This is a genomic window from Gluconacetobacter tumulicola (assembly GCF_014174215.1).
In the GTDB taxonomy this organism is placed as follows: Bacteria; Pseudomonadota; Alphaproteobacteria; order Acetobacterales; family Acetobacteraceae; genus Gluconacetobacter; species Gluconacetobacter tumulicola.
In genome coordinates this window covers 1-24491 of the sequence record NZ_JABEQL010000008.1, presented here as the reverse complement: position 1 = coordinate 24491, position 24491 = coordinate 1, and the positions used below count along the sequence as shown (strand labels likewise).

Genomic DNA, 24491 nt, shown 5'->3' with positions numbered 1-24491 from the left:
GGCGATTGGTCCTACCCGATCACCTTCTCGGTAATCGTCTCGTCTGCCGGGATCTGGCCATCGAGCATCAACATGGCCAGACCATGGACCAGGGCCCAGGCTTCGATGGCGCGGATGGCGGCCTCGCCCCCCTGCCGGGCCGCCATCATCGCGGCATTGGCCTGCAACAGCGTCCCGGCTTCCGAATCCAGCGTGCCGGCGGCCTTTGCGGGCGCCAGCACGGGCGAGGTGAAGATCAGGCGAAACAGCGCCGGATGGGCGAGCGCAAACCGCACATAGGCGCGCCCCGTCGCCGCGAAACCGGCCGAGCCGCCGCCAGCCTCCTCCCCCGCCGCGCGCTGCGCCGCGCCGAGCTGCGCCAGCCCCTCCAGCGCCAGGGCGGTCAACAGCGCATCCTTGTCGGGAAAATGGCGGTAGACCGAGGTCGCGCTCACCCCGACGCCGCGCGCGACCTCGCGCAGCGACAACGCGTCCACATTCCGCTCCCCCAGCAAGCGCAGCCCCTCGGCAATCAGCGCCGCGCGCAGACCGCCATGATGATAGGACCGCTTCTTTAAGTTGACGCTGTTACCATTCTCACTCATATTAACAGCGTAAACATCGGAGGCCGACATGGGAAGCCCGATCGAAACACTGATCCGCGGAACAGTGGCCAAGGGCATCGGGACCTTGGCCGCGTTCAACCGCAAACACCTGCCGCCACCCGCCAACGGCAACCCGTTCCTGACCGGCATGCACACGCCGATGACCGAGGAACGGACGCTGACCGAACTGACGGTCACCGGCACGATCCCCGCCGGGCTCGACGGGCGCTATCTGCGCATCGGCCCCAACCCGGTGGCCCCCGATCCGGCCTCCTATCACTGGTTCATCGGCGACGGCATGGTTCATGGGCTCGCGATCGCCAATGGCCGCGCATTGTGGTACCGCAACCGCTGGGTCCGCTCGAACGCCGTCGCCAAGGCGCGCGGCGTCGCCCCCGCGCCGGGGCCGCGCCACGCATTCGATACGGTGAACACCAATGTCGTCGATATCGGCGGCCGCACCTTCGCGCTGGTCGAGGCCGGCAGCTATCCGGTCGAACTCGGCGAGACACTCGACGATCAGCGCTACAATCCTTTCGACGGCTCACTGCAAGGCTCCTTCAGCGCCCATCCCCACCGCGATCCGAAAACCGGCGAACAGCACGCCATCTGTTACGAGGGCCGCGACCCCGGCACCATCCGCCACGTCGTGGTCGATGCAACCGGCCGCGTGATCCGCGAGGAACCGATCGCGGTCAAGCACGGCCCGATGATCCATGATTGCGCGATCACCGACCGTTTCGTGATCATCCTCGACCTACCCGTCACCTTTTCCATGAAGGCACTGGCCGCAGGCCACGGTTTTCCCTATCGCTGGAACCCGGCGCACCAGGCACGGGTGGGGCTGATGCCGCGCCATGGCCGGCAGGAGGACATCATCTGGTGCCCGGTGGCACCGGGATACGCCTTCCATGTCACCAACGCCCATGACACGGATGACGGGCAGGTAATCCTCGATCTCTGCGTCTATGACACGATGTTCAGCGACGGCGCGCAGGGGCCGGATGCACGGTCGCGCGGGCTGGAACGCTGGACCATCGACCCCGCCGGCCGCACAGTCGCCATCCGCATGCTCGACGCAGCGCCCCAGGAATTCCCCCGCCCGGACGAACGATTCTTCGGCCAACCCTACCGCCACGCCTGGAGCATCGCCCTGCCGGCCGATCCCGCCAATCGCTTCTTCGGCGCAACGGCGCTCTACGCGCACGATCTCGTAACCGGCGAACGGCAAATCCATGATTTCGGCGCCAACCGCCATCCCGGCGAATTCGTCTTCGTGCCGGAGACCGCGGACAGTCCCGAAGGCCATGGCTGGCTGATCGGCTTCGTCATCGACATGGCAACCGAGACGACCGACCTCGTCATCCTCGACGCCCGCCGGGTCCAGGAACCACCGGTCGCCACCATCCGCCTGCCCCACCGCGTGCCGCCCGGCTTCCACGGCAACTGGATCGCCAGGGGTGAAGCGCAATGAACAGCCTGCATCGCCGCGCCCCCCGCCTCGCGCTCCTGGCGCTCGATCTGGCAGTGAATTTCGCCGCCCCAGCACTGATCTACGACCGGATGCACACAGGCTGGGGTGATGTCGACGCGCTGCTGGCCTCGTCCGCGCCCCCGGTGCTGTGGAGCATCGGCAGCTTCATCTACAGGCGACGGATCGATGCGCTGTCCTTCATCGCCCTGGCCGGCATCGCCCTCTCCCTGCTCGCATTCGTCGGCGGCGGCTCGGCACGGCTGCTGGAACTGCGCGAACAGATGGCGACGTTCCTGATCGGCCTGGCCTTCCTGTTCTCGGCCGCGATCAGCAAGCCGCTGATCTACCCGCTGGCCCGGGCCACCATGGCCCGTACATCCGCCCGGGCCCTGGCCGATTTCGACGCACGGCGCGACGACCCGCCCTTACGGCATACGATCATGGTCATGACGCTGGTATGGGGCTTCGGCCAGTTGGCGCACGTCGGCGTCTCGATCGCGCTCATCTACAGCCTGCCGATCGGCACCTATCTCGTGGTCGGCCCCATCCTCGGCTACGCCACAATGGGCGGCCTGGCCCTGTGGACCCTCCTCTATCAACGCTACCGGACACGGCACATCGCCCTCGACGGAGCCCCGACCACCAACGCAACATAAGCGGCCGATCCTGTCCCGGGCGGCGTTTCAGCATGATTTAACGATTCTCTAATCCTTGAAACGGAGCCTGATCACACCCCCATCCATCGAGGGAACAGCCCGATGATCAGGATCGACGCCATACAGCCTGACTCGGTCCCCCTCTCCTTTCCGGGTGCCGAGGGCGACACGTCAAAGATCGCCGGCGCATCGCCCCATGGCGGCAGCGGCTCTGATCCCGCTTCGGCATCGGGTGGCGGCGATACCGTCACCCTGTCGGCGGAAGCCATCACAGCCCTGGCCATCCTCTCAGCCGAAGCGGCAGGCGGCCCATTGGCACTCCCTGATGCGCTGCTTTCCCCCACATTGTCGGACACGCCCGCGCCCAACCCCGAAAACGCCACAAACCCCGCTGCCCTGCCCATTCCGGCAGACCAACTCCCCGCAGCCACCGACGCCGCCGCCCTCGCCCTGGCCATCAGCGGGGAAACCACCCATCCTGCAATCTGGGGACGCGCCTATGAACGCACCCTGATGTCGGCTCCCGATCGAACCAACCCGGCAGGCGGCATGCCAGGAACCGACACGCAGGCGCAAACCGACCGCACGACCGCGGACACGCCCCACAGTTGGGCCTTGGCAAGCGATATGGACAAGGCGTTGATCGAGCGTCTGCTCAATACCGGCCTGAAAGAAGACCCGGGCACCCGCATCCTCAACGGCCAGGCCACCGACCACACGGGCAACAGGCCGCAGGCCACCACCGACCAGATCGCGGCGGACACGCGACCCGACCTCGCGAACGCCCTTGACCCCACATCCACCGCCCACAACGCGCAGCCAGTTCCCGGCGTCGATGAACGGATTGCCGCGATGTATGCGCCGCTCCCCGGCAGCCGCGAACTCCAGGATCATATTCCCGAAATCGACAAAAACGCGCCCGCGCCGGAACCGACCGGCCGGACAGGCCCGCTTCGCGATGCGCTCACCGCCTGGCGGCGCCGCCGGCTGAACGCACTCTATCCCGCGATCTTCTTCGACACGCTGCTGGTAAAAATCCGCGACGACAGCATCATCCGCGACAAGCCGGTGCATATCGTGCTGGGCATGCGCCTCGACGGCACCACGGATCTTCTCGGCCTATGGATCGAACGGCATGAGGGCGCCGCACTGGGCCGCCATATCATGGACTCACTGAAGCGCCGGGGCGTGGAAGATATTCTGATGGCCGTGGTCGACGGGCCCGACGGCTTTCCGGATGCCGTCCGCACGGCCTTTCCGCAGGCGCGGGTCCACCCCTCGATCGACCATCTGCTGCACCATCTACCGGATTTCATGGCGTTGAAGGACCGCGCCGCCCTGGCCGGGAAAGCCGCCTTCGCGGCAGAGAGCCCCTGGGGCCGGATGCTCCTGGCCACCACACACGCCATCAAGGCCTTGAATGCGATGCTCGGCCGGGCTGTCCAGGCGCGGGGCTATTTTCCCAACGACGAAGCGGCGCTGGCATTCCTCTATCTGAAAGCAGACACGGCCGAAAAAACCAGTCCCTGACCATCCCTGCCCGCCTTCACGGACAGGCGGCCCGTCACATGCGGACCAGCGCCAGACCGTAAAACACGGCCGCCAGTCCCAGCAGGGTAAAGGCCACGCCAAGGACCCGGCCGCGATGGCGGCGCACGCATTCGCGGGCCTCGTCTTGCGTCAGGGCAAGCGGTTGCTCCATCACCGGCCTCCTCAGCCCATGATCAGGAAATGATCGGCCAGCAGGCCACAGAACAGCAGGAACAGATAGAGCAGCGAGAAGCGGAACGCCCGCCGCGCCGCGCCATCGCCCGTCAGGCTGACACCGGTCGCATCCTGCCGGTCCCTCAGCACACGCACCGCGCAGCCCACGAATCCGGCATCCAGCAGCAGCGCGGTGGCGGAATACAACCACCCCGCCTGATGCAGCACCGACGGCACCAGCGATACCGCCGAGAGGATCAGCGTATAGATCAGGATCTGCCAGCGCGTATGCCGGGCCCCACGCACAACCGGCAGCATCGGAATACCGGCCCGGCCATAATCCTTGCAGGCATAGAGCGACAACGACCAGAAATGCGGCGGCGTCCACAGAAAGACGATCGCGAACATCACGACCGGCATCACATCCAGCGACCCGGTGGCCGCCGCCCAGCCGATCATGGGCGGAAAGGCACCCGCCGCCCCGCCGATCACGATGTTCTGCGGCGTCGAGCGCTTCAGCCACATCGTATAAATCACGGCGTAGAAGAAGATGGAAAAGGCCAGGATGAACGCGGCCAGCGCATTCGTCGCCAGCCACATCAGCAGCACGGACGCCGCCGACAGGCCAATCCCGAACCCCAGCGCCTGATCCTGCCGAATACGCCCATCAGGAATGGGGCGGCGCGCGGTACGGGTCATGATCGCATCGATATCGCGATCGTACCACATATTGATCGCACCCGCCGCACCCGACGCCATGCAGATGCACAGGATGGCAACACACGCGATCACCGGGTTCAGATGCCCCGGCGCCATCGCCATACCGGCGGCACCGGTAAACACTACCAGCGAGATCACGCGCGGCTTCAGCAGCGCGAACCAGTCGCGGGCCTCGGTCCCGACCAGCGCCGCCTCGAAACGCGGCGCCTCCGGCGCGGTGGCGGTGGCGGTGGCGCTCATGCCCCGGCTCCCCCCACCATGAAGCCGGCGAACGAATCACGCGGCGCGGGCGACGGCAGCGTCCATTCCAGGGTGCGGGCACCCGTCCCCCAGTAATTCCCGGCAACATGGCGACGCCCCAGCAGCGCCACACCCAGCACGGCAACGAAGACGACCATCGACAGGCCCTGCATCGCCACCCCAGCCATCATACCGCCGGGCACCAAGCCCGCGATGCTCCCGCCAACCGCCAGGGCCACATGAAAACGCCCAGCCCCTTCCGGATAGGCACCGCCAGCCATCTTGCCGATCCAGTAATAGAAACCGCCGAACGCGGCGAACAGCGCCGCCGGCAGCACCAGCGCATGCGCGTCGGACCCGCCGACCGCCAACGCCTGCAAGGGGGCGGCGACCAACATCGCCATGAAGGCAACGGCCCACAGCATCGGCACACGGAAAACCGGCCGACCGGCCAGGATCGTCCGCCCCCAGGCCACCAGCAGCACCAGCATCGGCAGCGCCATGACGGCCTGCTCGACCAGCGGCCGCGCGGCAGGCTGCGCCGCCAACCCGGTCGCGAACAGATCATGCACCCAGACAGATGCCCCGCCGACCGACAGCACGACCATCGCCCCCAGCACCGGCCGACGCAGGCACAGCGCCACACCGGAGAAAGTTTCGACCAACTGGCAGATCACACCAGCCGCCGGCAGCAGCAGCAGACCGACTTCCGGGCCCGAAAACACGCGCAGGGCCCGCGCCGCGACATCGACGGCCGCACCGGCCAGCAGGCCCCGCGTCAGCGCCGCCGCCAGCACCGGCAGCACGATCACCATCATCATCGCCGTCAGAACCTGCGCCCAGACGAACAGCGGCATATCGCCCAGCCCCACGCCACGACCCCGCATGTTCAACGCCGTCGCGACGATATTGATCGCCAGCCCCAGCATCGCCACACACCACAGCATCATCGCACCCGCCGTCGACACGCCGGCGACGACGAGCCCAAAACTGGCGGCAATACCGGCCCAGCAGGCCAGGTTCAGGCGGCGGAATGCCATGTCGGGCGCGCCCAGCAGCAGCGGCACGAACCACGAGCCGAACCCGCCGACCAGCGCCGGCAGGGCGCAGAACAGAACCATCAGCGCACCGTGGTCGATCGCCATCCACGCGCCGCCGGCAGCCTGCCCCGCCCGCAGCGGCAGCGCCAGACTGCCACCGACCAGACCGGCCAGAACCGCCATGACCAGATAGAACGTTCCAACCGCCTTATGACCGCTCACGCCACCGCTCCGCGTCAGGAAGCCGCCGGTTGCGACATTCATCCGGACCTGCCTCTCTGCCGGCATACGCCACTTCTCCTGCGCCGATGGGCCGCCACAGGGCGGCCGTGCTCGAAATCGTGATCATGTTACCGAACCCTGGCCGCCAAGACGAGAGCCACCAGGCCCTGTCCCCGGCATGGCCGGCATTCCGGCCATGCCGACATGGCGGGGCAGCGTCAGGCGGCGGGCTTCTCCACCCGGGCCGCCGTAGCCAGGCGCGGCAGCGTCACCAGCGTGAACAGCCCCGCCGGCGGCACCGGCTGGATGGTCGCGCGGGCCAGATCGTCGGGCGGAAGCAGCGCTTCCATCGCGAAATCCGGGTGCCAGCCCAGCGAATGCGACGCCCGCGCCATCCCGCGCTCGACCACCAGCCGCACGCCGCCGGTGGCCAGGAAATGATTGACGAACAGGATATGCCCGCCCGGCCGCACCACGCGCTTCAGCTCCGCCAGCAGCCGGCGGGGATTGGGCACGACGGAGGCCACGAACATCGCCACCGCGATGTCGAACGACGCATCCGCGAACCGCGTATCCTCGGCATCCATTTCCAGCAGGGCGTCGATATTGCGCAGGTTCATCCGCGCCACCCGCTGGCGCGCACGATCCAGCATGTCGCCTGACAGGTCGATGCCCGTAATGCGCTTGTCGGCGCGATAATGCGGCAGGGCCAGGCCGGTGCCCACGCCCACCTCCAGCACCGCCGTGCCCGGCAGGCTGTTCACGGCGGCGACCGCCCGCTTGCGCCCGAAGGCCGAAACCCCGCCGAACACTGTGTCATAGACACCGGCCCAGCGGCGATAGGCGGCCTTGACGGCCTCGGCATCGAGGGCCGAACGCGGCGCCGGGGCGCAGGCCAGGCTGGCGGCATCCGCCTCGGCCGGCGCGTCTTGAAGAACGTTGCTCATCGGGAACCCTCTGTGCCCTGCCGGGCGATTGTCTTCAAGGGGATAGTGGAGCAAAGCCCCGTGGCACAGCGCAAATCACCCACTCCTCTCTCTCGTCCGCTATCCCGGCGCCGGTTACACGCCACCGTCGAGTCTCCGCAGGATGCAGTCCCAGATCAGCCCGGCGGAATTGATGCCGTCAAAACGGTCGATTTCCTGCAGGCCCGTCGGCGAGGTGACATTGATCTCCGTCAGCCAGTCGCCGATCACGTCGATGCCCACGAAGATCAGCCCCTTCTCGCGCAGCATCGGCCCGATCGCCTCGCAGATCTCGCGGTCCCGGGGGCTCAGTTCCACCTTCACGGCACGGCCACCCACATGCATGTTCGACCGGGCCTCGCCCTGCGCCGGAACGCGGTTGATCGCGCCGATCGGCACCCCGTCGGCCAGGATGATGCGCTTGTCCCCCCGGCGCACCGCCGGCTCATAGCGCTGGATCATCAGCGGCTCGCGCGAACGCGCGAAATGCATCTCCAGCAGCGAATTCAGGTTCTCGTCATCCTCGCGGATGCGGAACACGCCGGCCCCGCCATTGCCGAACAGCGGCTTGACGATGATATCGCGCCATTCGGCGCGGAACTCGCGGATCGCCAGCACGTCCCACGTCACCAGCGTCGGCGGCATCAGGTCCGGGAAATGGGTGACCAGCAGTTTCTCGGGCGCGTTGCGCACCGATTCCGGATCGTTGACCACCAGCGCCTTGCCCGGCCCGATGCCATGCACATGCTCCAGCATGTGCGTGGCGCTGATATAGGCCATGTCGAAAGGCGGGTCCTGCCGCATCAGGATCACATCCATCGCGGACAGGTCGAGCACCTGCTCCTCGCCCAGTTCGGCATGGTCGCCCGCAACCCGCCGGACCCGCGCCGGCCGCGCACGCGCCGTCAGCCGCTCGGCCCGCGCCCCACCGGCCACGCGCCCCTCGCGCAGGCTCAGCCCCTGCACCTGGTAGACGAACAGATCGTACCCCCGCGCCTGTGCCTCCAGCATCAGGGCAAAAGTCGAATCGCCATTGATGTCGATCCCCGACAGGGGATCCATCTGCACGGCAATTTTCAGCGAGCGGGACATCAACGCGACCTCCGGGTACAATCCGATACCGGGGTGACACGATCTGTCACCGGCCCTTGCTTCTTAGTCGAGTTCTCGACCGCGAAAAACCTCATAGCGCATCCACCCCGACAGGTTCGGGATAGGAAATCGCCAGAATCTCGATCAATTCGGCCCCAGCCGGCGTCAGGACCCGCACTTCGTCGCCCACATGGCCGCCCAGCAGGGCCCGGGCGATGGGCGATGCCAGGCTGACCTGTCCCGCCGCCAGATCCGCCTCGTCCACCCCCACGATCACGACCGTCCGCTCCAGATCCTCCTCGGTCACATAGGTCACGGTGGCCCCGAAGAAGACCCGATTCCGCTGCGTCTGCGCGGCCGGATCGACCACGATCGCCTTCTCGATGCGGCGGGTCAGAAAGCGGACCCGGCGGTCGATCTCCCGCAGCCGCTTCTTGCCATAGAGGTAATCGCCATTCTCCGAGCGGTCGCCATTGCCGGCGGCCCACGACACGATCTCGACGATGCGCGGCCGCTCTTCATACAGCAGGGCGCTCAGTTCCCGCCGCGTCGCATCCATGCCGGTGGGGGTAATGTAGCGCGACACCCCATCTATGGCCCGGGGCCGTGCTTCGTCATCGTCGTCGTCATCATGCGTCATGGGCCGCATTGTGCCTCAGCACGCGGTCAGCGCAAAATGGATGTGCCCTTCCAGCCGCTCGCCCGGCGCCAGGATGGTCATCCCCCGGTCGGTCACGCCGGTATGGTTCAGCGCGTCGTTCATGTTGCTCACCGGCTCGACCGCAATGAAATTCCGGTCCGGCGGCGTGAACAGCACAAGGTGGCGAAAGGTCGGACTGGCCGAAATGGTCAGCGCCAGCCCGTCATCGGGCCAGCGCAGGAAGGCCGCACCGTCCCAACCGGCATAGCAATTGTCGATCGCCTCGCCTTCAACGGCGCGCATCCGCTCGAACGACCATTCCCCCGTGGCGGGCACGCGCAGCGCCGGCAGATGCTGCTCGTCATTCGTCCACACCGTATCAGCCGAAAATCCCAGCTTCACGCCGCTGCGCCGGGGGAAATAGGGATGAAACCCCAACCCGACCGGCTGCGGCCGCTGGTCGATATTCTCGATCACCATCCCCACCGCCAGACTCTCCTCGCGCAGATCGAACCGGACCTGCGCCCGATAGGCAAACGGCCATTCATCCATGGGTCGGTCATAGGGCGGATGCCATTCCAGTTGCAGCGTGGCACTGTCGTCGGACAGCAATTCCAGTTCCCACGGATGTTCCCAGCCATTGCCATGGATCACATGGGGCTCGCCGGCAAAATTCGGCTTCATCCGGTATTCCGCGCCGTCGAAGCGAAAATGCCCGTCCGCGACGCGGTTGGAGAACGGCACCAGCGGATAGGCCGCAACCCTGCGCCCCTTCTGTGCCAGCAGGTTCGGATCGCTGACGGCGTCGAACACGCAGACCTTCCCGCTTTTCCAGAAGGCGACCGCGCCACCCAGTTCGGGAATCAGGCCCAGCCGGGCCGCCCCCGCCTTCAGTTCGATCATCCGTCTCTCTTCCCGTCCCTGTTAGCTCTAGCGTCCCCGCCGACGGCCACCGCGCCCCTTGGCGGGGTCGTAGCCACCCCCGCCCGGCCCCAGCGGCTCGGGCACCTGCCCCTTGCGCCGCGACGGCCGGCCGGTGCTGCCGGCAACACCCGCGGTCGAAACCGGCACCGGCACCGGGTCCAGCCCCAGATCCAGCGCCTCCAGCCGCTTGATCTCGTCGCGCAGCCGCGCCGCGGTTTCGAATTCCAGGTCCGCCGCCGCCGCACGCATTCGCTTTTCCAGCTCCGCGATGGTGCTGCCCAGATCCTTGCCGACGAATTCCGCCACCTCCCCCGCCTTCGTCGGCGTCACAGTGACGTAATCCTGCTCGAAGACCGAGGACAGCGCCTCGCCGATATGCTTGCGGACCGATTGCGGGGTAATACCGTGCTCGACGTTCCATTCGGACTGCTTCGCCCGCCGCCGCGCGGTCTCCTCGATCGCATAGCGCAGACTGTCCGTCATGGTGTCGGCGTACAGCAGCACCCGACCGTCGATATTGCGCGCCGCCCGCCCGATGGTCTGGATCAGCGAGGTGCGCGAGCGCAGGAAACCCTCCTTGTCCGCATCCAGGATCGCCACCAGCGAGCATTCGGGAATATCCAGCCCCTCGCGCAGCAGGTTGATCCCGATCAGCACGTCGAACGCCCCCAGGCGCAGGTCGCGGATAATCTCGATCCGCTCCAGCGTATCGACGTCGGAATGCAGGTAGCGGACGCGAATGCCCGCCTCGTTCATGTAATCGGTCAGATCCTCGGCCATGCGCTTGGTCAGGGTCGTGACCAGCACCCTGCCCCCCGCCGCAATCGTGGTGCGGCACTCCGCCAGCAGATCGTCCACCTGCCGCTCCACGGGGCGGATCTCGGTCACCGGGTCGATCAGCCCGGTGGGGCGGATCACCTGTTCGGCAAACACACCGCCCACACGCCCCATCTCCCACGGCCCCGGCGTGGCGCTGACGAAGATCGTCATCGGCCGGAATGTATCCCATTCCGCGAATTTCAACGGCCGGTTGTCCAGGCATGACGGCAGGCGGAACCCGAATTCCGACAGGATCGACTTGCGCGCAAAATCCCCCCGCTCCATCCCGCCGATCTGCGGCACGGTCACGTGGCTTTCATCCACGATCAGCAGCGCATCCTCGGGCAGGTATTCGAACAGGGTCGGCGGCGGATCGCCCGCCTTGCGGCCGGACAGATAGCGGGAATAATTCTCGATTCCCTTGCACACACCCGTGGTCTCGATCATCTCCAGGTCGAACGTGGTGCGCTGCTGCAACCGCTCGGCCTCCAGCAGCTTGCCCTCCGCCGTAAAATCCGCCAGCCGCTGGCGCAGCTCGTGCTTGATGCTGGTCACCGCCTGCGTCAGCGTCGGACGCGGCGTCACGTAATGGCTGTTGGCGTAGACACTGACCTCCTGCAGGTCGCCGGTCTTGTCGCCCGTCAGCGGATCGAACTCGGTAATCGCGTCGATCTCGTCGCCGAACAGCGAGACCCGCCAGGCCCGGTCCTCGTTCTGCACCGGAAAGATATCGACCGTTTCGCCCCGCACACGGAAGGTCCCGCGCTGGAATGCCGCGTCATTGCGCCGATATTGCAGTTCGACCAGCGCCTTGACCAGCTTGTCGCGGTCGATCTCGCCCCCGGCCTCCAGCCGTACCACCATGCGCGAATAGGTCTCGACCGACCCGATACCATAGATGCACGATACCGAGGCCACGATGATGACGTCATTGCGTTCCAGCAGCGCCTGGGTGGCCGCATGGCGCATCCGGTCGATCTGCTCGTTGATCTGGCTGTCTTTCTCGATATACGTATCCGAGCGCGGCACATAGGCTTCCGGCTGGTAGTAATCGTAGTAGCTGACGAAATATTCCACCGCATTGTCGGGGAAGAACTGCTTCATCTCGCCATAGAGCTGGGCCGCCAGCGTCTTGTTCGGCGCCAGGATCAGGGTCGGCCGCTGGGTGGCCTCGATGATCTTGGCCATCGTGAAGGTCTTGCCCGATCCGGTGACGCCCAGCAGCACCTGGTCGCGCTCGCCCTCCCCCACCCCGGCCACCAGTTCGGCAATGGCACGCGGCTGGTCGCCCGCCGGCTCATAGGGCGACTGGATGACCAGCCGCCGCGTCTTCTCCTTCGCCGGCTGGCGTTCGGGTTGAAAGGTCACGATCTCTTCCGAGGGATCGGGACGACGGGTCTTCTTGCGGGCGGGCGCGGACATGGTTCTGGACTGTGGGGATCGCGCGGCGCCAGCGCAAGAGCCGTCATACGCGCACCAGCCCGCACGCCGGGCGTGCCGAATCGGTTTGGGATTCGCACGGCCTGTCCCTAGACTGGCTGGATGGACGGCACCCTGTCCCCCCAATCCGCACCCTATGTCCGCGTCATCGACCTGGAAACCAGCGACCGCGACGCCACACGTGGCGGAATCGTCGAAATCGGCTGGCAGGACGTGGCCCACGCCCCGGACGGCTGGCAACTGGCGGACAGCCCCCGCGCACGGCTGACCCACCCCGGCGGCCCGATCGCGCCCTGGACCACTTCCATCCACCACATCACCGACCAGGACGTGCGCGACGCGCCGTCCATCGCCACCATCGCACCCGACATCCTGCGCCCACCGGCCCGCCCGCTAGCCTTCGCCGCCCATCGCGCCAGCTTCGAGCAGGGCTGGCTGCGCGCCCACCTGCCGCCCACGCTGATGGCCGGCACCGGATGGATCTGCACCTATAAATGCGCGCTGCGCCTGTGGCCGGACGAGCCCGGCCACTCCAACCAGGGGCTGCGCTATTCCCGCCGTCCGGCCGGGCTGGAGACGCATCTGGGCAACCCCGCCCACCGCGCCGGCCCCGACGCCTATGTGACGGCCCACCATCTGCGCGACATGCTGGCGCTGGCCTCGATCGAGGATTTGCTGCAATGGTCGCGCCAGCCGGCATTGCTGGTGAAGGTGCCCCACGGCCCCCTGCGCGGGCGGCGCATCCGGGGCCTGGCCACCGACGATCTGGACCGATTGCTGGCGGCCCCCCACCCGCCCGGTCCCGACCTGGCCTTTACCCTGCGCCTCGAACGCGCCCGACGCGCCATGCCGGACGGCATCCCTGCCCTCACGCGCCAACCGTCCCTGCCTTTTCCCCCAGGCTGAAGACGATCAAAGTTCCGCTAGCCATCCAGGCCCGAAACAGCCAACAAACGACGCCAGGACAGAATAATCCATCGGCAATATTCATTATGCCTGAACCGGCCCCCTTCCTGCTTCTGCAAGAAACGGAAGGCCTGGATTTGATGATCGCCATGACACGCGACCGGCAGCTACGCTCCAGCGCGAACCGAAACGCCCGCATCCGACAGGCATGAAGGCGTCTGCCCGGTTCAGAAAAGGAGAGTGTCATGTCACTGAAATCCAGCCTTCGAGCCGTCGCGCCTGCCTTGCCCTTCAACCCGGCCCATCTGGCGCCGGACAACGCGCGCGACCCGCACCACGCGGTCTTCGGCCAGACATCATCGCCCACGCTGGACAGCCTGCCCACCGTGGACATCCGGCTCGATCAGGCCGCGCAGACATTGTGGACCTTCATGCGGCCCGGCGGGCGCCCCAGCTTTTCTCCCCCCCTGCTGCGCGATCTGCACACCGTGCAGCAGAACATCCACCACCTGGCCCAGCAAACGGATGGCGCCCTGCCGTTCCGGCATATCGTCGTGGGGTCACGGGTTCCGGGCATCTTCAATCTCGGCGGTGACCTCTCCTTGTTCGCCGAGAAAATCATGCAGGGCGACCGGGACGGCCTGCGCCGTTATGCCTATCATTGCGTCGACGTGGTCTTCGCCAACGCCGACGGTTACGGCCATTGCCTGACCACCGTCGCGCTGGTGCAAGGCGACGCACTCGGCGGCGGGTTCGAAGCCGCCTTGTCGTGCGACGTCATCATTGCCGAAAAGCACGCCAAGTTCGGCCTGCCGGAAATCCTGTTCAACCTGTTCCCCGGCATGGGCGCATACACGCTCCTGTCGCGGCGCCTCAATCCCCGCATGGCCGAAAAGATCATCCTCAGCGGCCAGACCTACACGGCGACGGAATTGCACGAGATGGGGATCGTCGACGCTGTCGCCGAAACGGGTGAAGGCGAATCTGCCGTCTGCGAACATCTGGCCCGGATCGACAGGCGTCATAACGCGCATGACGCGATCCAACGCATCAAGCGCCTGGTCAATCCGATCAGCCATCAGGAACTGCGCGACATTACCGATATCTGGGTGGAGGCCGCGCTAAGACTCACCGAAGCCGACCTGCGCAAGATGATGCGGCTGGTCAACGCCCAGAACCGGCGCATAGGCGCACCGCGACCGGAAAGCGTCGCCAGCTAACCGAACAGGATACCGGAGCGTTCTCATCAGGCACCCGCCCTTTGAAAACGCTCCGGGCAGCCTCTAGGATGAACGGTCCGCAAACGGCACGACCGTATAAGGCCGCAATGCGTCCTCCACCGCGTTCATCTCCAGCCAGATCGCCTCCTGATGGGCCCGCGCCCTTTCCTGCCCGTTCATATGGGGGATGCCCCGCCATTCATGACATAAGGCCGCCAGACGCTCCGCTCCGACATTGGCGGCGGCGCTGCGCAACGCATGCGCTTCGTCCAGCAGGCGCGACCGATCCCCATCTTTCACCGCGTGATCCATCCGCATGACGATCTCCGCGGCGTCCAGCAGAAAATCGCCAATGACTTCGGCGCGGAAGCGCTCGCCGCCCAGGTCGAGCAGATCCTGCACCAGCCTGCGATTGATGGTGGGGACAGGAAAGGGCACCACCACGGTCGCGTCCACCCGCCTAGGGCGGTCATCGCCGCCGGACGGACGATCGCATGAATGTCGGATACCCGCCTCAGCAGGCACCAGCGCCTCGATCGCCTGCGCCAGGGCCTCCAGCGCCACCGGCTTGAGCAGGAACGCATCCATCCCCGCCTCCCGACACCGCTTCTGGGTCTCGGGCGTCCCGTCAGCCGTCAACGCGACGATCGGAATCCCTCTCCCGCCCCCGACCTCGGAAAACCGATGAAGTTTCGTCGCCTCGATCCCGTTCATGACCGGCATGTTCAGGTCCATCAGGACCAGATCGAATGGCATCTCCTGCAGGATATCCAGGGCTTCCTCGCCGTTCGCCACCGCCTGCCAGCGATGCCCGATCCGGGAAAGCAGCCTGCACAGGATCTTCCGGTTCACGATATTATCCTCGACCACCAGGATCGAGAGCGAACGGCCGGTAGACATGTCGGGCCCGCCCGCATCCGAATCGGACGGATCTCCCTGGGGAACGGGCAAAAAGGCCGCGGCGACGGTCAGCGCCGTCCCAATCCACCCATCGTCCGCATCGGCGGGAAGCATCGATACACTCTCGCGCCGCACCGTTTCGGCCAGCGATCCCTCCACGCCTGACGGCTGCAGAAGCACCACCGGCAGGTCGGCCGGCAAAGGCAGCATCTCGTCCGGCATGTCGGTCAACACAACGTACGGATGCTCCAGCCGCTCCAGAACATCCGATACGCCCTCATCGGGTGAAACAGTGGCGAGCCGCGCCCCCAGGGCCGTCAAACGGGCCGTCAGCGCCTGATAACGATCAGGCTGGCGCGCCCACAGCAGCACAGGCGGCAGCCCCGTCCCGGTTTCGCCGCCCGGTGCCGTCCCGATCCTCAGCGGCAAGGTCACACGGAACGTACTGCCATGCCCCTCCCGGCTGCGGACTCCGATCTCGCCCCCCATCAGCGTGACCAGCTGGCGGCAGATTGCCAGTCCCAGTCCAGACCCGCCGAACCGGTCGATCACGGTTGCATCCGCCTGGGTAAACGGGTCGAAAATCCGTTCCAACGCAGCCTGCGAGATGCCGATACCGGTATCCACAACCTCAATTGCCAGACGGGCCTGCCCACCGCTTCCGGCGGGCAGGGCATCGACCCGGATGGTCACATGCCCCTGCGCGGTGAACTTGACCGCATTGCCGACCAGGTTCAGCAAGACATCCCGCAGGTGCTTTTCATCCCCGATCAGCCATAGCGGCGTACGGGCGGTGACATGACAGGCCAGAAGCAGGCCCTTTTCCCCCGCCGACACCCCCGCAATGCGCCGGACCGCGTTCAGCAGGGCCATCAGGTCGACCGGCTGTGCCTGTACCGGCATGCGCCCGTTCTCGATCCGCGCGAAATCCAGCAACCCCTCGACCATCCCCAGAAGCGAGGTCCCCGCGACGCGCACCGTCTGCAGCATCTCGCGCTGCTCGGCATCCAGCGCCGTGTCGTTCAGCAGGCGCGTCATGCCGATCACGGCATTCAGCGGTGTGCGCAGTTCGTGACTGACGCTGGCCAGAAACATCGTCTTTGCCCGATTGGCTTCTTCCGCGCGTCGCCTGAGATTGGACAGGAAGCGGATCAGTGACGCCGAATAAAGCGGGACAACCAGCAGACCAAGCGTCAGACCGGCCAGCAGGTGACCGGCATCCCGCCATACGGGCAGCGCATGCACCGCCAGCATGAACCCCCCGGCGGCCAGAAAGGCGGCACCCGTAATATAAGGCAGGCCAAAACGAAACCCGTATCCGAGGATTGCCCACAGATAGAGCGGATAGAACGGGATGACCGCGACCCCGTCGAGATACATGCCAAACGACAGAAAACCGATGTCCCATATCATCTGGACGATCCGCCGCGCCGGAGAGGGACGCGGCCACGCAACCAGGGCGGCGGCAATAGCCACGCCGCCCGCCAGATAAAGGACGGCACATACAACCGACCAGATGAACTGATCCCTGTCCTCGAAACCGCCACACAGAAAGAGTCCGACGACATAGATCAGAATGATGACGGCGATCGCCAGCCGGTTCAGGACAATCTGGTGCTCGCCGTCGCCACCCCGCCGCATGAGCGCCAGCAGGTTACGCACGTCGACCCACCCTGCCTTCAGTGTCCGGAACACGGACGGCCCGACCACCCCGCAACCAGGGAATGAGCATATGACTCACCATATCTCACTTCCCGGAAGGTCGTTCGGCCGATGGGGTCGGACCATCCGACACGCTCAAGGCCCCACTTCGCACCAGGTGACGGAACTGGTCAGGCGGAACAGGACGGCTGAACAGGAAACCCTGGGCCTGGTGGCATCCCTGCGCCTTCAACCAGTACAACTGGTCTTCCCGTTCGATACCTTCCGCAATCACCGGGATATTCAAATTGTTGCCCAGAGCGATGATCGCCTTGATGATCGCCTGGCTGCTGGACGAGGAATCGATTTCCCGGACGAAAACCGCGTCGATCTTCAGCCTGTGGATCGGCAATGTGGTCAGATAGACGAGAGAGGCATAGCCGGTCCCGAAATCGTCGATCGCGACAGACACGCCCATCTGCTGCAACGCCACCAGTTGTCGTCCCGCCTTTTCCGGATTTTCGATCAATGCCGTCTCGGTCAGTTCCAGTTCCAGGAAACCCGGGTCCAGGCCGCTTTCGGTGATGGCATCCAGCACCATCTGCTGGACGTCATGATAACGGAACAACATGCCGGACAGGTTGACCGCCATACGGATAGGGATGCCCTCCCGCACCCATGCCGCTCCCTGACGACAGGCCTCGCGCAACGACCAGACCGTCATCGGCACGATCAGGCCGGTTTCCTCCGCCAGCGGCAGGAAATGGCCGGGATAGACAAGTTCCCCCTGCGGCCGCACCCACCGGATCAACGCTTCGACCCCTGTCACCAGGCCGGATGCCAGGTCGATCTCGGGCTGATAGTGCAGCGTGAACGCACCACTCTCGATCGCCTGGCGCAGCGCCTGCTCCAGATCGGCCGCGACAGAGACGGCCTGCTCCATCGCCGTTTCGAAGAAGGTATATCGATGCCGCCCCTCGTTCTTCGCGCGGTACATCGCAAGATCGGCGCGTTTCAGCATCGTCTCGAATGTGAGGGCCGGGTCGGAATTCAATGCGATCCCGACGCTGACGCCGACATTCACCGCCAGGTCGCCCAGCATGAACGGGCGCGCAAAGATCGCAATGATCTGCTCGGCCAGTTCGCCGGCATCGTCCATACGCCTGATATCATGGACAATCGCGAATTCGTCACCACCCAGACGGGCGACAAAGCAGTTACGGGGCAAAACCGATGTCAGCCGTACCGCAACCTGGCGCAGCAACTGGTCCCCGACCGTATGACCCTGCGTATCGTTGACACTTTTAAACCGATCGAGATCCAGAAGAAAAAAAGCAAATGGCCGATCATCACCCCGCAGCAAAAGCGTCTGCGTATGTCTTTCAAGATTGGATCGATTGGGAAGGCCCGTCAGCTGATCGTAATATGCAAGACTGTGCAGCTCCTTTTCGGATTTCTTACGGTCCGTTATATCAAGAGACGTGGTCAATACATAATGTTTGCCGTTCGCATCGTCATAAAACGGAATCTTCGATGTCAGGAGACTCCATGTCACGCCATGCCGATCGACAATGGTTTCCTCGTAACGGGCCGTGGGCACCCCGCCCTCCAGGACCTGCCGGTCCAGCGTCAATGACGCCGCATCGACCGTGCGCGACTGCCCCCCGAGGACGCTCTCGTGAAACTTGTTAACGAAGATATAGTTTCCGTCGATATCCGTCGCGCTGATCATGGCGGGAACAGTATCGATCACCTGCAGCAGCCGGTCGCGGCTGCCGCGCAGCAGATCGTCATGCGCCTGGCGACTGCTGATCAGCTCTTCTTCCAGTTGCACGGCGCGCGAACGCACCCGCTTCTGGTACCAGCTCAACTGCAACAGGTTACGGGCACGCGTCAGGAATTCGGTATGATCGACCGGACTGAGCAGAAAATCGGTCGCGCCGGCATCAAGGGCACTGATCCGGTAATTGCGGTCCTCATAGGCCGTGACGACCACGATCGGCACGTCATATCCCCAGTCGAGCGCGCGGATGCGGGCGGTAAAGGCCGCGCCGTCCATCCTGGGCATCTTGTAGTCGGTAATGATCAGATCGGGCACCGGCGATGTCCCGAACCAGTCCAGCGCCTCCTGCGGCGTCGCGAAGCTTTCAACCCGAATGTCGGTCCCGAGGGTCACCGCCAGCCGGGCGAAGATGGTCCGATTGGTCGAACGGTCGTCGACAATGACTACGAGTCGCATTCAAACCTCGAACAGAAAGATCAAGAGGACCGATTCCACCCGGCCAGACACGCTTCGCCGCCACGACCATCGGAACGAGGCAGGCGGACATGGCATCTTCCCGATCGGTTCGCCCCTATCCCGCTTTCCCCTCCCCTTTCGGGACCGTCGAGGCGCTCACGATAGCACGATATCGCATGGTTTTGAGAAACAAACCGCTTCTGGGAAACAGTCTCTGCCCGATTCTCCGCGATCGCACATGACACGGACCAGGCACAGCCGCCCCGCCCTCCGTCGGAAGGCTTGGCCATGTTCGATCGAGCAGGGTTAAGATATGCTGAAAAAGCGTCTCAGGCCGTGGGAGGCACCCGCGCCTGCCGCAGGACCTCTTCCTGCCGCGCCGCCAGTTTCGCCGCATCGAAATCGGCAATCAGCTCCTGGAACAGCCGATACCAGTTCAGCTTCGCCCCCAGCCGCAGGAACACGCTGCCCAGACCGATCGCGGAGCGATCCACCAGCACGAACTCACGCGGCGGCCGCACGCCCCCGGTCTGTTTCAGGCCGGCATACACCCGCTCGGCCACCGCCCGGCCATATTGCGGGTCGTCATTCTCCTGGATCGCGCGCACGCGGTCCTGCATCAGCGGTTCGTAGACAAAGCGCGCCCACTCGTTCAGCACGCGCATGGTCTCGCGCGACATGTTGACAAAGCCCCAGGCCTGATAGGCGTGATAGGCCAGATCCTCGTCATTGGTCTCCAGCGCGCGATACAGGTCGATGATCCCCTGCACGAAACGGGCCGGGAAGATGCGGATCGCGCCAAGATCCAGCAGGTTCAGCCCATAATCCGACCGTACCGTGAAATTGCCCATATGCGGGTCGCCATGGATCACGCCGTTACGATAGAGCGGCACGTACCAGGCATGGAACAGCGCGCGCGCCATGGAATCGCGCTGCTCCTGCGCGGGGTCGGTATCCAGCACCGATTGCACGCCCCTGCCGTCCAGCCAGTCCATCACCAGCAGCCGCCGCGTCGTCAGATCCTCGACTGGCATCGGCACGCTGACATCCGGACACTCGGCCAGCATCAGATTGTACAGCCGCAGGTTCGCCGCCTCGCGCAGATAGTCCAGTTCTTCCTGCAGGCGGGCCGTCAGCTCCACCAGCACGTCATCCTGCTTGATCGTGCTGTCGATGCGGTAATAGAGCCCCACCGCCATGCGGAACTGCCGCAGGTCGGAATCCACCGTCGCCTGCATGTCCGGATATTGCAGCTTGCACGCCACCCGGCGCCCGTCCGGCAGCACGGCCCGATGCACCTGCCCCAGGCTGGCGGCCGCAGCGGCCTCATGCTCGAACGAGCGGAAGCGCCGCTCCCAGTCGCGCCCCAGTTCGGTGCTCATGCGTCGGCGCACGAAGCTCCACCCCATCGGCGGCGCATTGGCCTGAAGCTGCGCCAGTTCCGCCGCATATTCGTCCGGCAGCGCACCGGGAATGGTGGAGAGAAGCTGCGCGCCCTTCATCAGCGGCCCCTTCAGGCCGCCCAGCACCGATTTCAGGTCACCGGCATGGGTGGCGTGATCAGTACGCAGCCCCATCTTGTGGCCTGCAATGCGCGCGGCGATGCCGCCGACCGCGCCCGACGTCCGCACCATCCGGCGCAGCTCGCCGAACATGCCGGTATTGTCGAGATCCCGTTCGTCCGCCACGTCAGGCACGCTCCAGTTCGTCAATAAATCCGGCGATCACGTCCAGCCCCTTGCGCCAGAAACCGGGATCGGCCGCGTCCAGCCCAAACGGCGCCAGCAATTCGCGGTGCCGCATCGTGCCGCCTGCCCGCAGCATGTCCAGATATTTGTCCTGGAACCCCACATGGCCAGAGGTGAACACGCCATACAGCGCATTCACCAGGCAATCCCCGAACGCATACGCATAGACATAGAACGGAGAATGGATGAAGTGCGGGACATAGGTCCAGTACACGTCATAATCCGGCGTAAAGTTGAAGGCCGGCCCCAGGCTCTCCGTCTGCACCTGCCGCCAGATGGCGCCGATCCGTTCGGGCAGCAATTCGCCCGATTTCCGCTCGTCATGCACCAGCGTCTCGAACCGGTAGAACGCGATCTGGCGCACGACCGTGTTCAGCATGTCCTCGACCTTGGCCGCCAGCATCAGCCGCCGCCGCGCCGGATCGGTCTCGGCATCCAGCAGCGCGCGGAAGGTCAGCATCTCGCCGAACACGCTGGCCGTCTCGGCCAGCGTCAGCGGCGTGCCCGACATCAGATAGCCCTGCGGCGCCGCCAGCACCTGATGCACCCCGTGGCCCAGCTCATGCGCCAGCGTCATCACATCACGGGTGCGGCCATGATAATTCAGCAGCAGATACGGGTGGACCGACGGCACGGTGGGGTGCGCGAACGCGCCTGACGCCTTGCCCGGCACCGGGGGCGCATCGATCCACGGATTGTCGAAGAACCGCCGCGCCACCGCGCCCATCCGCGGGTCGAACCCTTCATAGGCCGCCAGCACCTGCTGCGTGGCTTCATCCCACGGAATGGTCCGCTCGTCCGCCGCCGGCAACGGGGCATTGCGGTCCCAATGTTCCAGCTTCTCCAGCCCCAGCCAGCGCGCCTTCATCGCGTAATAGCGATGCGACAGGCGCGGATAATCCTCCGTCACCGCCTGCACCAGCGCGTCGACGACCTCGTCCTCCACCATGTTGCTGCGATTGCGGTAGGACCCCGGGCGCGGATAATGCCGCAGCCCATCGGTAATCGCCTTGTCCTTGGCCAGCGTGTTGGTGATCAGCGAGAACAGCTTGATATTGCCGCCGAACACGCTGCCGATGGCCTTCGCCGCCCGCTCGCGCACCCCGCGATCCTGGTCCGACAGCCGGTTCAGCGCCTCTCCCACCGTCAAATCCCGCCCATCCAGCGGAATACGCAGCCCGGCCATCGTCTCGTCGAACAGACGGCTCCAGGCCGAGGCCCCCGTCACCGATTTCTCGTGCAGGACCTGCTCGATCTCATCACTCAACTGATGCGGACGGAAAACCCGAAGGTCACGCAGGAACGGCGCCCACACCGCCAGCGCCGGGTCAGCCAGACGGGCGGACAGGTCCTCGTCCCCGATTCGGTTCAATTCCAGGGTGAAGAACAGCAGATGGCTGGAAATATCCGTCAGTCGCTCATTGATCGATTGCGAGAACCGCCCGATCCCGGCATCGGACGAATCGCCGGCAAACAGCAATTGCGCATAGGACGCCGCCCGCCCCAGCACCTCGTCGATCCGCTGATACTCCCCGATCGCCTCCGCCACTTCGCCAGGCGCAGCCCCGGCCAACCGCCCCTTCCAGGCGGCGGCAAAGGCGGCGGCGTCGGATTCGGCCTGCTCCAGATCGGTGCGCAGCACATCCGATTCGGGGCTTTCATACAGATCCCGCAGGTCCCAGCGCGGCAGGTCGCGGACCGCACCCGCCGGCGCACCGCCATCCGCGGCCTGTCGCGGATGGCAACAACCCATCGGGCCAGAGCCGAGAGTCTGATTTGGCATCGGTACGCTCCTCCATCGTCCCCGGCACCCTCATACGGGGCAATCCTGCCCTGACATCTAACAGACTGTCTCATCCATGTCGCCGCTAGCGATCTTGTATCTATCTTTCACATTTCCAGCCCCGAACATACGCAACGGTCTCGACAGAGGTCACCCCGATTTTCAGTAACCGGCCGCTCACGGCCGCCACGATGGTGGCCGGGTCGGTCGACTGGATGCGGCAGTCCTGTGCGCGGATGTCAGCGAAGGCGCCTGTCGCCCAGGCCATGGCCTATATGCTGCGACGCGCAGAGACATTCACCCGTTTCCTCGAGGACGGCCGGATCTGCCTCACGAACAATGCCGCCGAACGCGCCCTGCGCGGAATTGCGATCGGCCGCAAGGCGTGGCTGTTCGCCGGATCCGACCGCGGCGGCCAGCAAGCGGCCGACAGTTTCAACGAACTCGCCTCCTTGCATATCGAGCTCGAAGACAGCACGCCGCTGATCTGGCGGGCGCTCGAGGTGCCGACGTCGCTGACACTCCAAAACGCTGCACGACGTCATCCAGGCGACCATGGGCTGGTTCGGTTGCCATCTGTGGGCTTTTGCGCTGGGCGAGCAATCCTATGGCCCTCCTAATCTGGACGACTGGCGCGAGCCGCCGCGGCGCGACGCGACCAAAACCCGGTTGCGCAACCTCCTGCGCAAGAAAACCGGCATCGAGCTCGTCTATAAATACGATTTTGGCGATGGCTGGCGTCACCGGCTGGTCCTCAATGACATCCGCCAGGCCGAAATCGGCGAAAGCTACCCGCGGTATATTGCCGGTGAAAATGCTGGTCCACCGGAAGATTGTGGCGGCATTCCGGGATTCTACCATCTGCTGGAAGCCCGTAATGACCCCAAGCACCCAAATCACGCGGAAGCCAGAGAATTCCTCAAGGAGTGGGATCCCGAGGATATTGACGAATTACCCATCAGGATCGCCCTGAGCCGTATTGCCAACCGCAGAAACGCCGCGCGCAAAAGGCTATCCAAGGTAACAGCCAAAAAGAACTGATTCCGCTGTTCTCGCCGGATGGTTACGGCCATCCGGGCCCTCTGCTCTGGCGTCCACATCCAGAGCTTGAATCACACCAGATCAAATTTTCCAAACAGGCTCTTAAATAGGTTCGCACTGATCCAGTTAGTGAGACATTATGATCGCAATTGTTTCGAAGCGTATTACTTCAGTCAGATGGAGGTGAATATGCTATCAACAGAACGGGAAGCGATAATGCGTTCAAACGTTCGGAGGGATTGGAGTAACGTCGGCTTATGGCCCGAAGATCTTGATTCCCGAGATGCACATCTTTCTTTGTCAGTCAAAAGTCATGCCAAAATTCATCAGCTAGGGCCTGTCAGATCTTGCAGTTTATTCCTATATATGGGGAATGACAGACAGCAATGCGACACAGATTTTCACCGACGAAGCGTGGGCGGTTTGGGAGCCACTGATCGAAGCGGTGCGTCCGCGGGGCAAGACGCCGCCGAAAGACCTGCGGCGGACGATA

At 65.0% G+C, this 24491-nt stretch carries 19 protein-coding genes and 1 pseudogene; 7 read left to right on the top strand and 13 right to left on the bottom strand.

The features are described from left to right. Nucleotides 1–11: 11 nt before the first annotated feature. Complete coding sequence (locus HLH29_RS07780) at nt 12–584, bottom strand: TetR/AcrR family transcriptional regulator (protein ID WP_220791432.1); 573 nt, start codon at nt 582–584, stop codon at nt 12–14. Between the two features lie 28 nt (nt 585–612). Here HLH29_RS07780 and HLH29_RS07775 point away from each other — a divergent pair, with 28 nt between their 5' ends. The 3 genes from HLH29_RS07775 to HLH29_RS07765 all read left to right on the top strand — a co-directional run bounded on the left by HLH29_RS07775 (nt 613) and on the right by HLH29_RS07765 (nt 4244). Further along, nucleotides 613–2058 (top strand): 8'-apo-carotenoid 13,14-cleaving dioxygenase, encoded by a 1446-nt coding sequence (locus HLH29_RS07775; RefSeq protein WP_182965500.1) that lies wholly within the window; start codon nt 613–615, stop codon nt 2056–2058. After that, nucleotides 2055–2714 (top strand): VC0807 family protein, encoded by a 660-nt coding sequence (locus tag HLH29_RS07770; RefSeq protein ID WP_182965498.1) that lies wholly within the window; start codon nt 2055–2057, stop codon nt 2712–2714. Before HLH29_RS07775 ends, HLH29_RS07770 begins: the two co-directional genes overlap by 4 nt. A 102-nt stretch (nt 2715–2816) precedes the next feature. Continuing rightward, nucleotides 2817–4244, top strand: a complete 1428-nt coding sequence (locus HLH29_RS07765) for a transposase (protein WP_182965496.1) — start codon at nt 2817–2819, stop codon at nt 4242–4244. 34 nt (nt 4245–4278) lie between these two features. Here the strand turns inward: HLH29_RS07765 and HLH29_RS07760 are convergent, their stop codons facing one another. The 8 genes from HLH29_RS07760 to uvrB all read right to left on the bottom strand — a co-directional run bounded on the left by HLH29_RS07760 (nt 4279) and on the right by uvrB (nt 12502). After that, entirely contained in the window at nt 4279–4416 is a 138-nt protein-coding gene (locus tag HLH29_RS07760; RefSeq protein ID WP_182965494.1) for a hypothetical protein, read from the bottom strand. 11 nt (nt 4417–4427) lie between these two features. Beyond that, nucleotides 4428–5378, bottom strand: coding sequence for a heme o synthase (locus tag HLH29_RS07755; RefSeq protein WP_182965492.1), 951 nt, complete (start codon nt 5376–5378; stop codon nt 4428–4430). After that, entirely contained in the window at nt 5375–6640 is a 1266-nt protein-coding gene (locus tag HLH29_RS07750; protein WP_338030201.1) for a cbb3-type cytochrome c oxidase subunit I, read from the bottom strand. The genes HLH29_RS07755 and HLH29_RS07750 overlap by 4 nt, the downstream gene beginning before the upstream one ends. 218 nt (nt 6641–6858) lie before the next feature. Next, on the bottom strand, nt 6859–7587 hold the full coding sequence (locus HLH29_RS07745; RefSeq protein WP_182965488.1) for a class I SAM-dependent methyltransferase: 729 nt from the start codon (nt 7585–7587) through the stop codon (nt 6859–6861). A 114-nt stretch (nt 7588–7701) separates the two neighbouring features. Beyond that, entirely contained in the window at nt 7702–8697 is a 996-nt protein-coding gene (gene gshB / locus HLH29_RS07740) for a glutathione synthase (RefSeq protein WP_182965486.1), read from the bottom strand. A gap of 91 nt (nt 8698–8788) precedes the next feature. After that, complete coding sequence (gene greB, locus HLH29_RS07735) at nt 8789–9337, bottom strand: transcription elongation factor GreB (RefSeq protein WP_182965484.1); 549 nt, start codon at nt 9335–9337, stop codon at nt 8789–8791. Between the two features lie 15 nt (nt 9338–9352). Continuing rightward, nucleotides 9353–10240 carry an aldose 1-epimerase gene (locus HLH29_RS07730; protein ID WP_182965482.1) on the bottom strand — a complete coding sequence of 296 codons (888 nt, stop codon included), beginning with the start codon at nt 10238–10240 and terminating at the stop codon, nt 9353–9355. Between the two features lie 27 nt (nt 10241–10267). Beyond that, on the bottom strand, nt 10268–12502 hold the full coding sequence (gene uvrB / locus HLH29_RS07725) for an excinuclease ABC subunit UvrB (RefSeq protein WP_182965480.1): 2235 nt from the start codon (nt 12500–12502) through the stop codon (nt 10268–10270). A 120-nt stretch (nt 12503–12622) separates the two neighbouring features. Here uvrB and HLH29_RS07720 point away from each other — a divergent pair, with 120 nt between their 5' ends. Next, nucleotides 12623–13426 (top strand): DNA polymerase III subunit epsilon, encoded by an 804-nt coding sequence (locus HLH29_RS07720; RefSeq protein WP_182965478.1) that lies wholly within the window; start codon nt 12623–12625, stop codon nt 13424–13426. Between the two features lie 245 nt (nt 13427–13671). Next, nucleotides 13672–14646: a crotonase/enoyl-CoA hydratase family protein gene (locus HLH29_RS07715; protein ID WP_182965476.1), complete on the top strand. Its 975-nt coding sequence runs from the start codon at nt 13672–13674 to the stop codon at nt 14644–14646. 63 nt (nt 14647–14709) lie between these two features. On the opposite strand, the gene HLH29_RS07710 is transcribed toward HLH29_RS07715, so the two are convergent. The 4 genes from HLH29_RS07710 to HLH29_RS07695 form a co-directional block, all read right to left on the bottom strand. Continuing rightward, nucleotides 14710–17208: an ATP-binding protein gene (locus HLH29_RS07710; RefSeq protein ID WP_182965474.1), complete on the bottom strand. Its 2499-nt coding sequence runs from the start codon at nt 17206–17208 to the stop codon at nt 14710–14712. A gap of 85 nt (nt 17209–17293) precedes the next feature. Continuing rightward, nucleotides 17294–19426 carry a putative bifunctional diguanylate cyclase/phosphodiesterase gene (locus HLH29_RS07705; protein ID WP_182965472.1) on the bottom strand — a complete coding sequence of 711 codons (2133 nt, stop codon included), beginning with the start codon at nt 19424–19426 and terminating at the stop codon, nt 17294–17296. 329 nt (nt 19427–19755) lie between these two features. Further along, nucleotides 19756–21081, bottom strand: coding sequence for an ABC1 kinase family protein (locus HLH29_RS07700; RefSeq protein ID WP_182965686.1), 1326 nt, complete (start codon nt 21079–21081; stop codon nt 19756–19758). Between the two features lie 34 nt (nt 21082–21115). Next, nucleotides 21116–22927 (bottom strand): M3 family oligoendopeptidase, encoded by a 1812-nt coding sequence (locus tag HLH29_RS07695; protein ID WP_246374004.1) that lies wholly within the window; start codon nt 22925–22927, stop codon nt 21116–21118. 239 nt (nt 22928–23166) lie between these two features. On the opposite strand from HLH29_RS07695, the pseudogene HLH29_RS07690 reads away from it, so the two are divergent. Continuing rightward, nucleotides 23167–23386, top strand: a pseudogene (locus tag HLH29_RS07690) (IS66 family transposase); the annotation flags it as partial. 126 nt (nt 23387–23512) lie between these two features. Beyond that, a complete protein-coding gene (locus HLH29_RS07685; protein WP_182965706.1) occupies nt 23513–23998 on the top strand; it encodes a plasmid pRiA4b ORF-3 family protein in 486 nt (161 codons plus the stop codon). Nucleotides 23999–24491 lie beyond the last annotated feature (493 nt).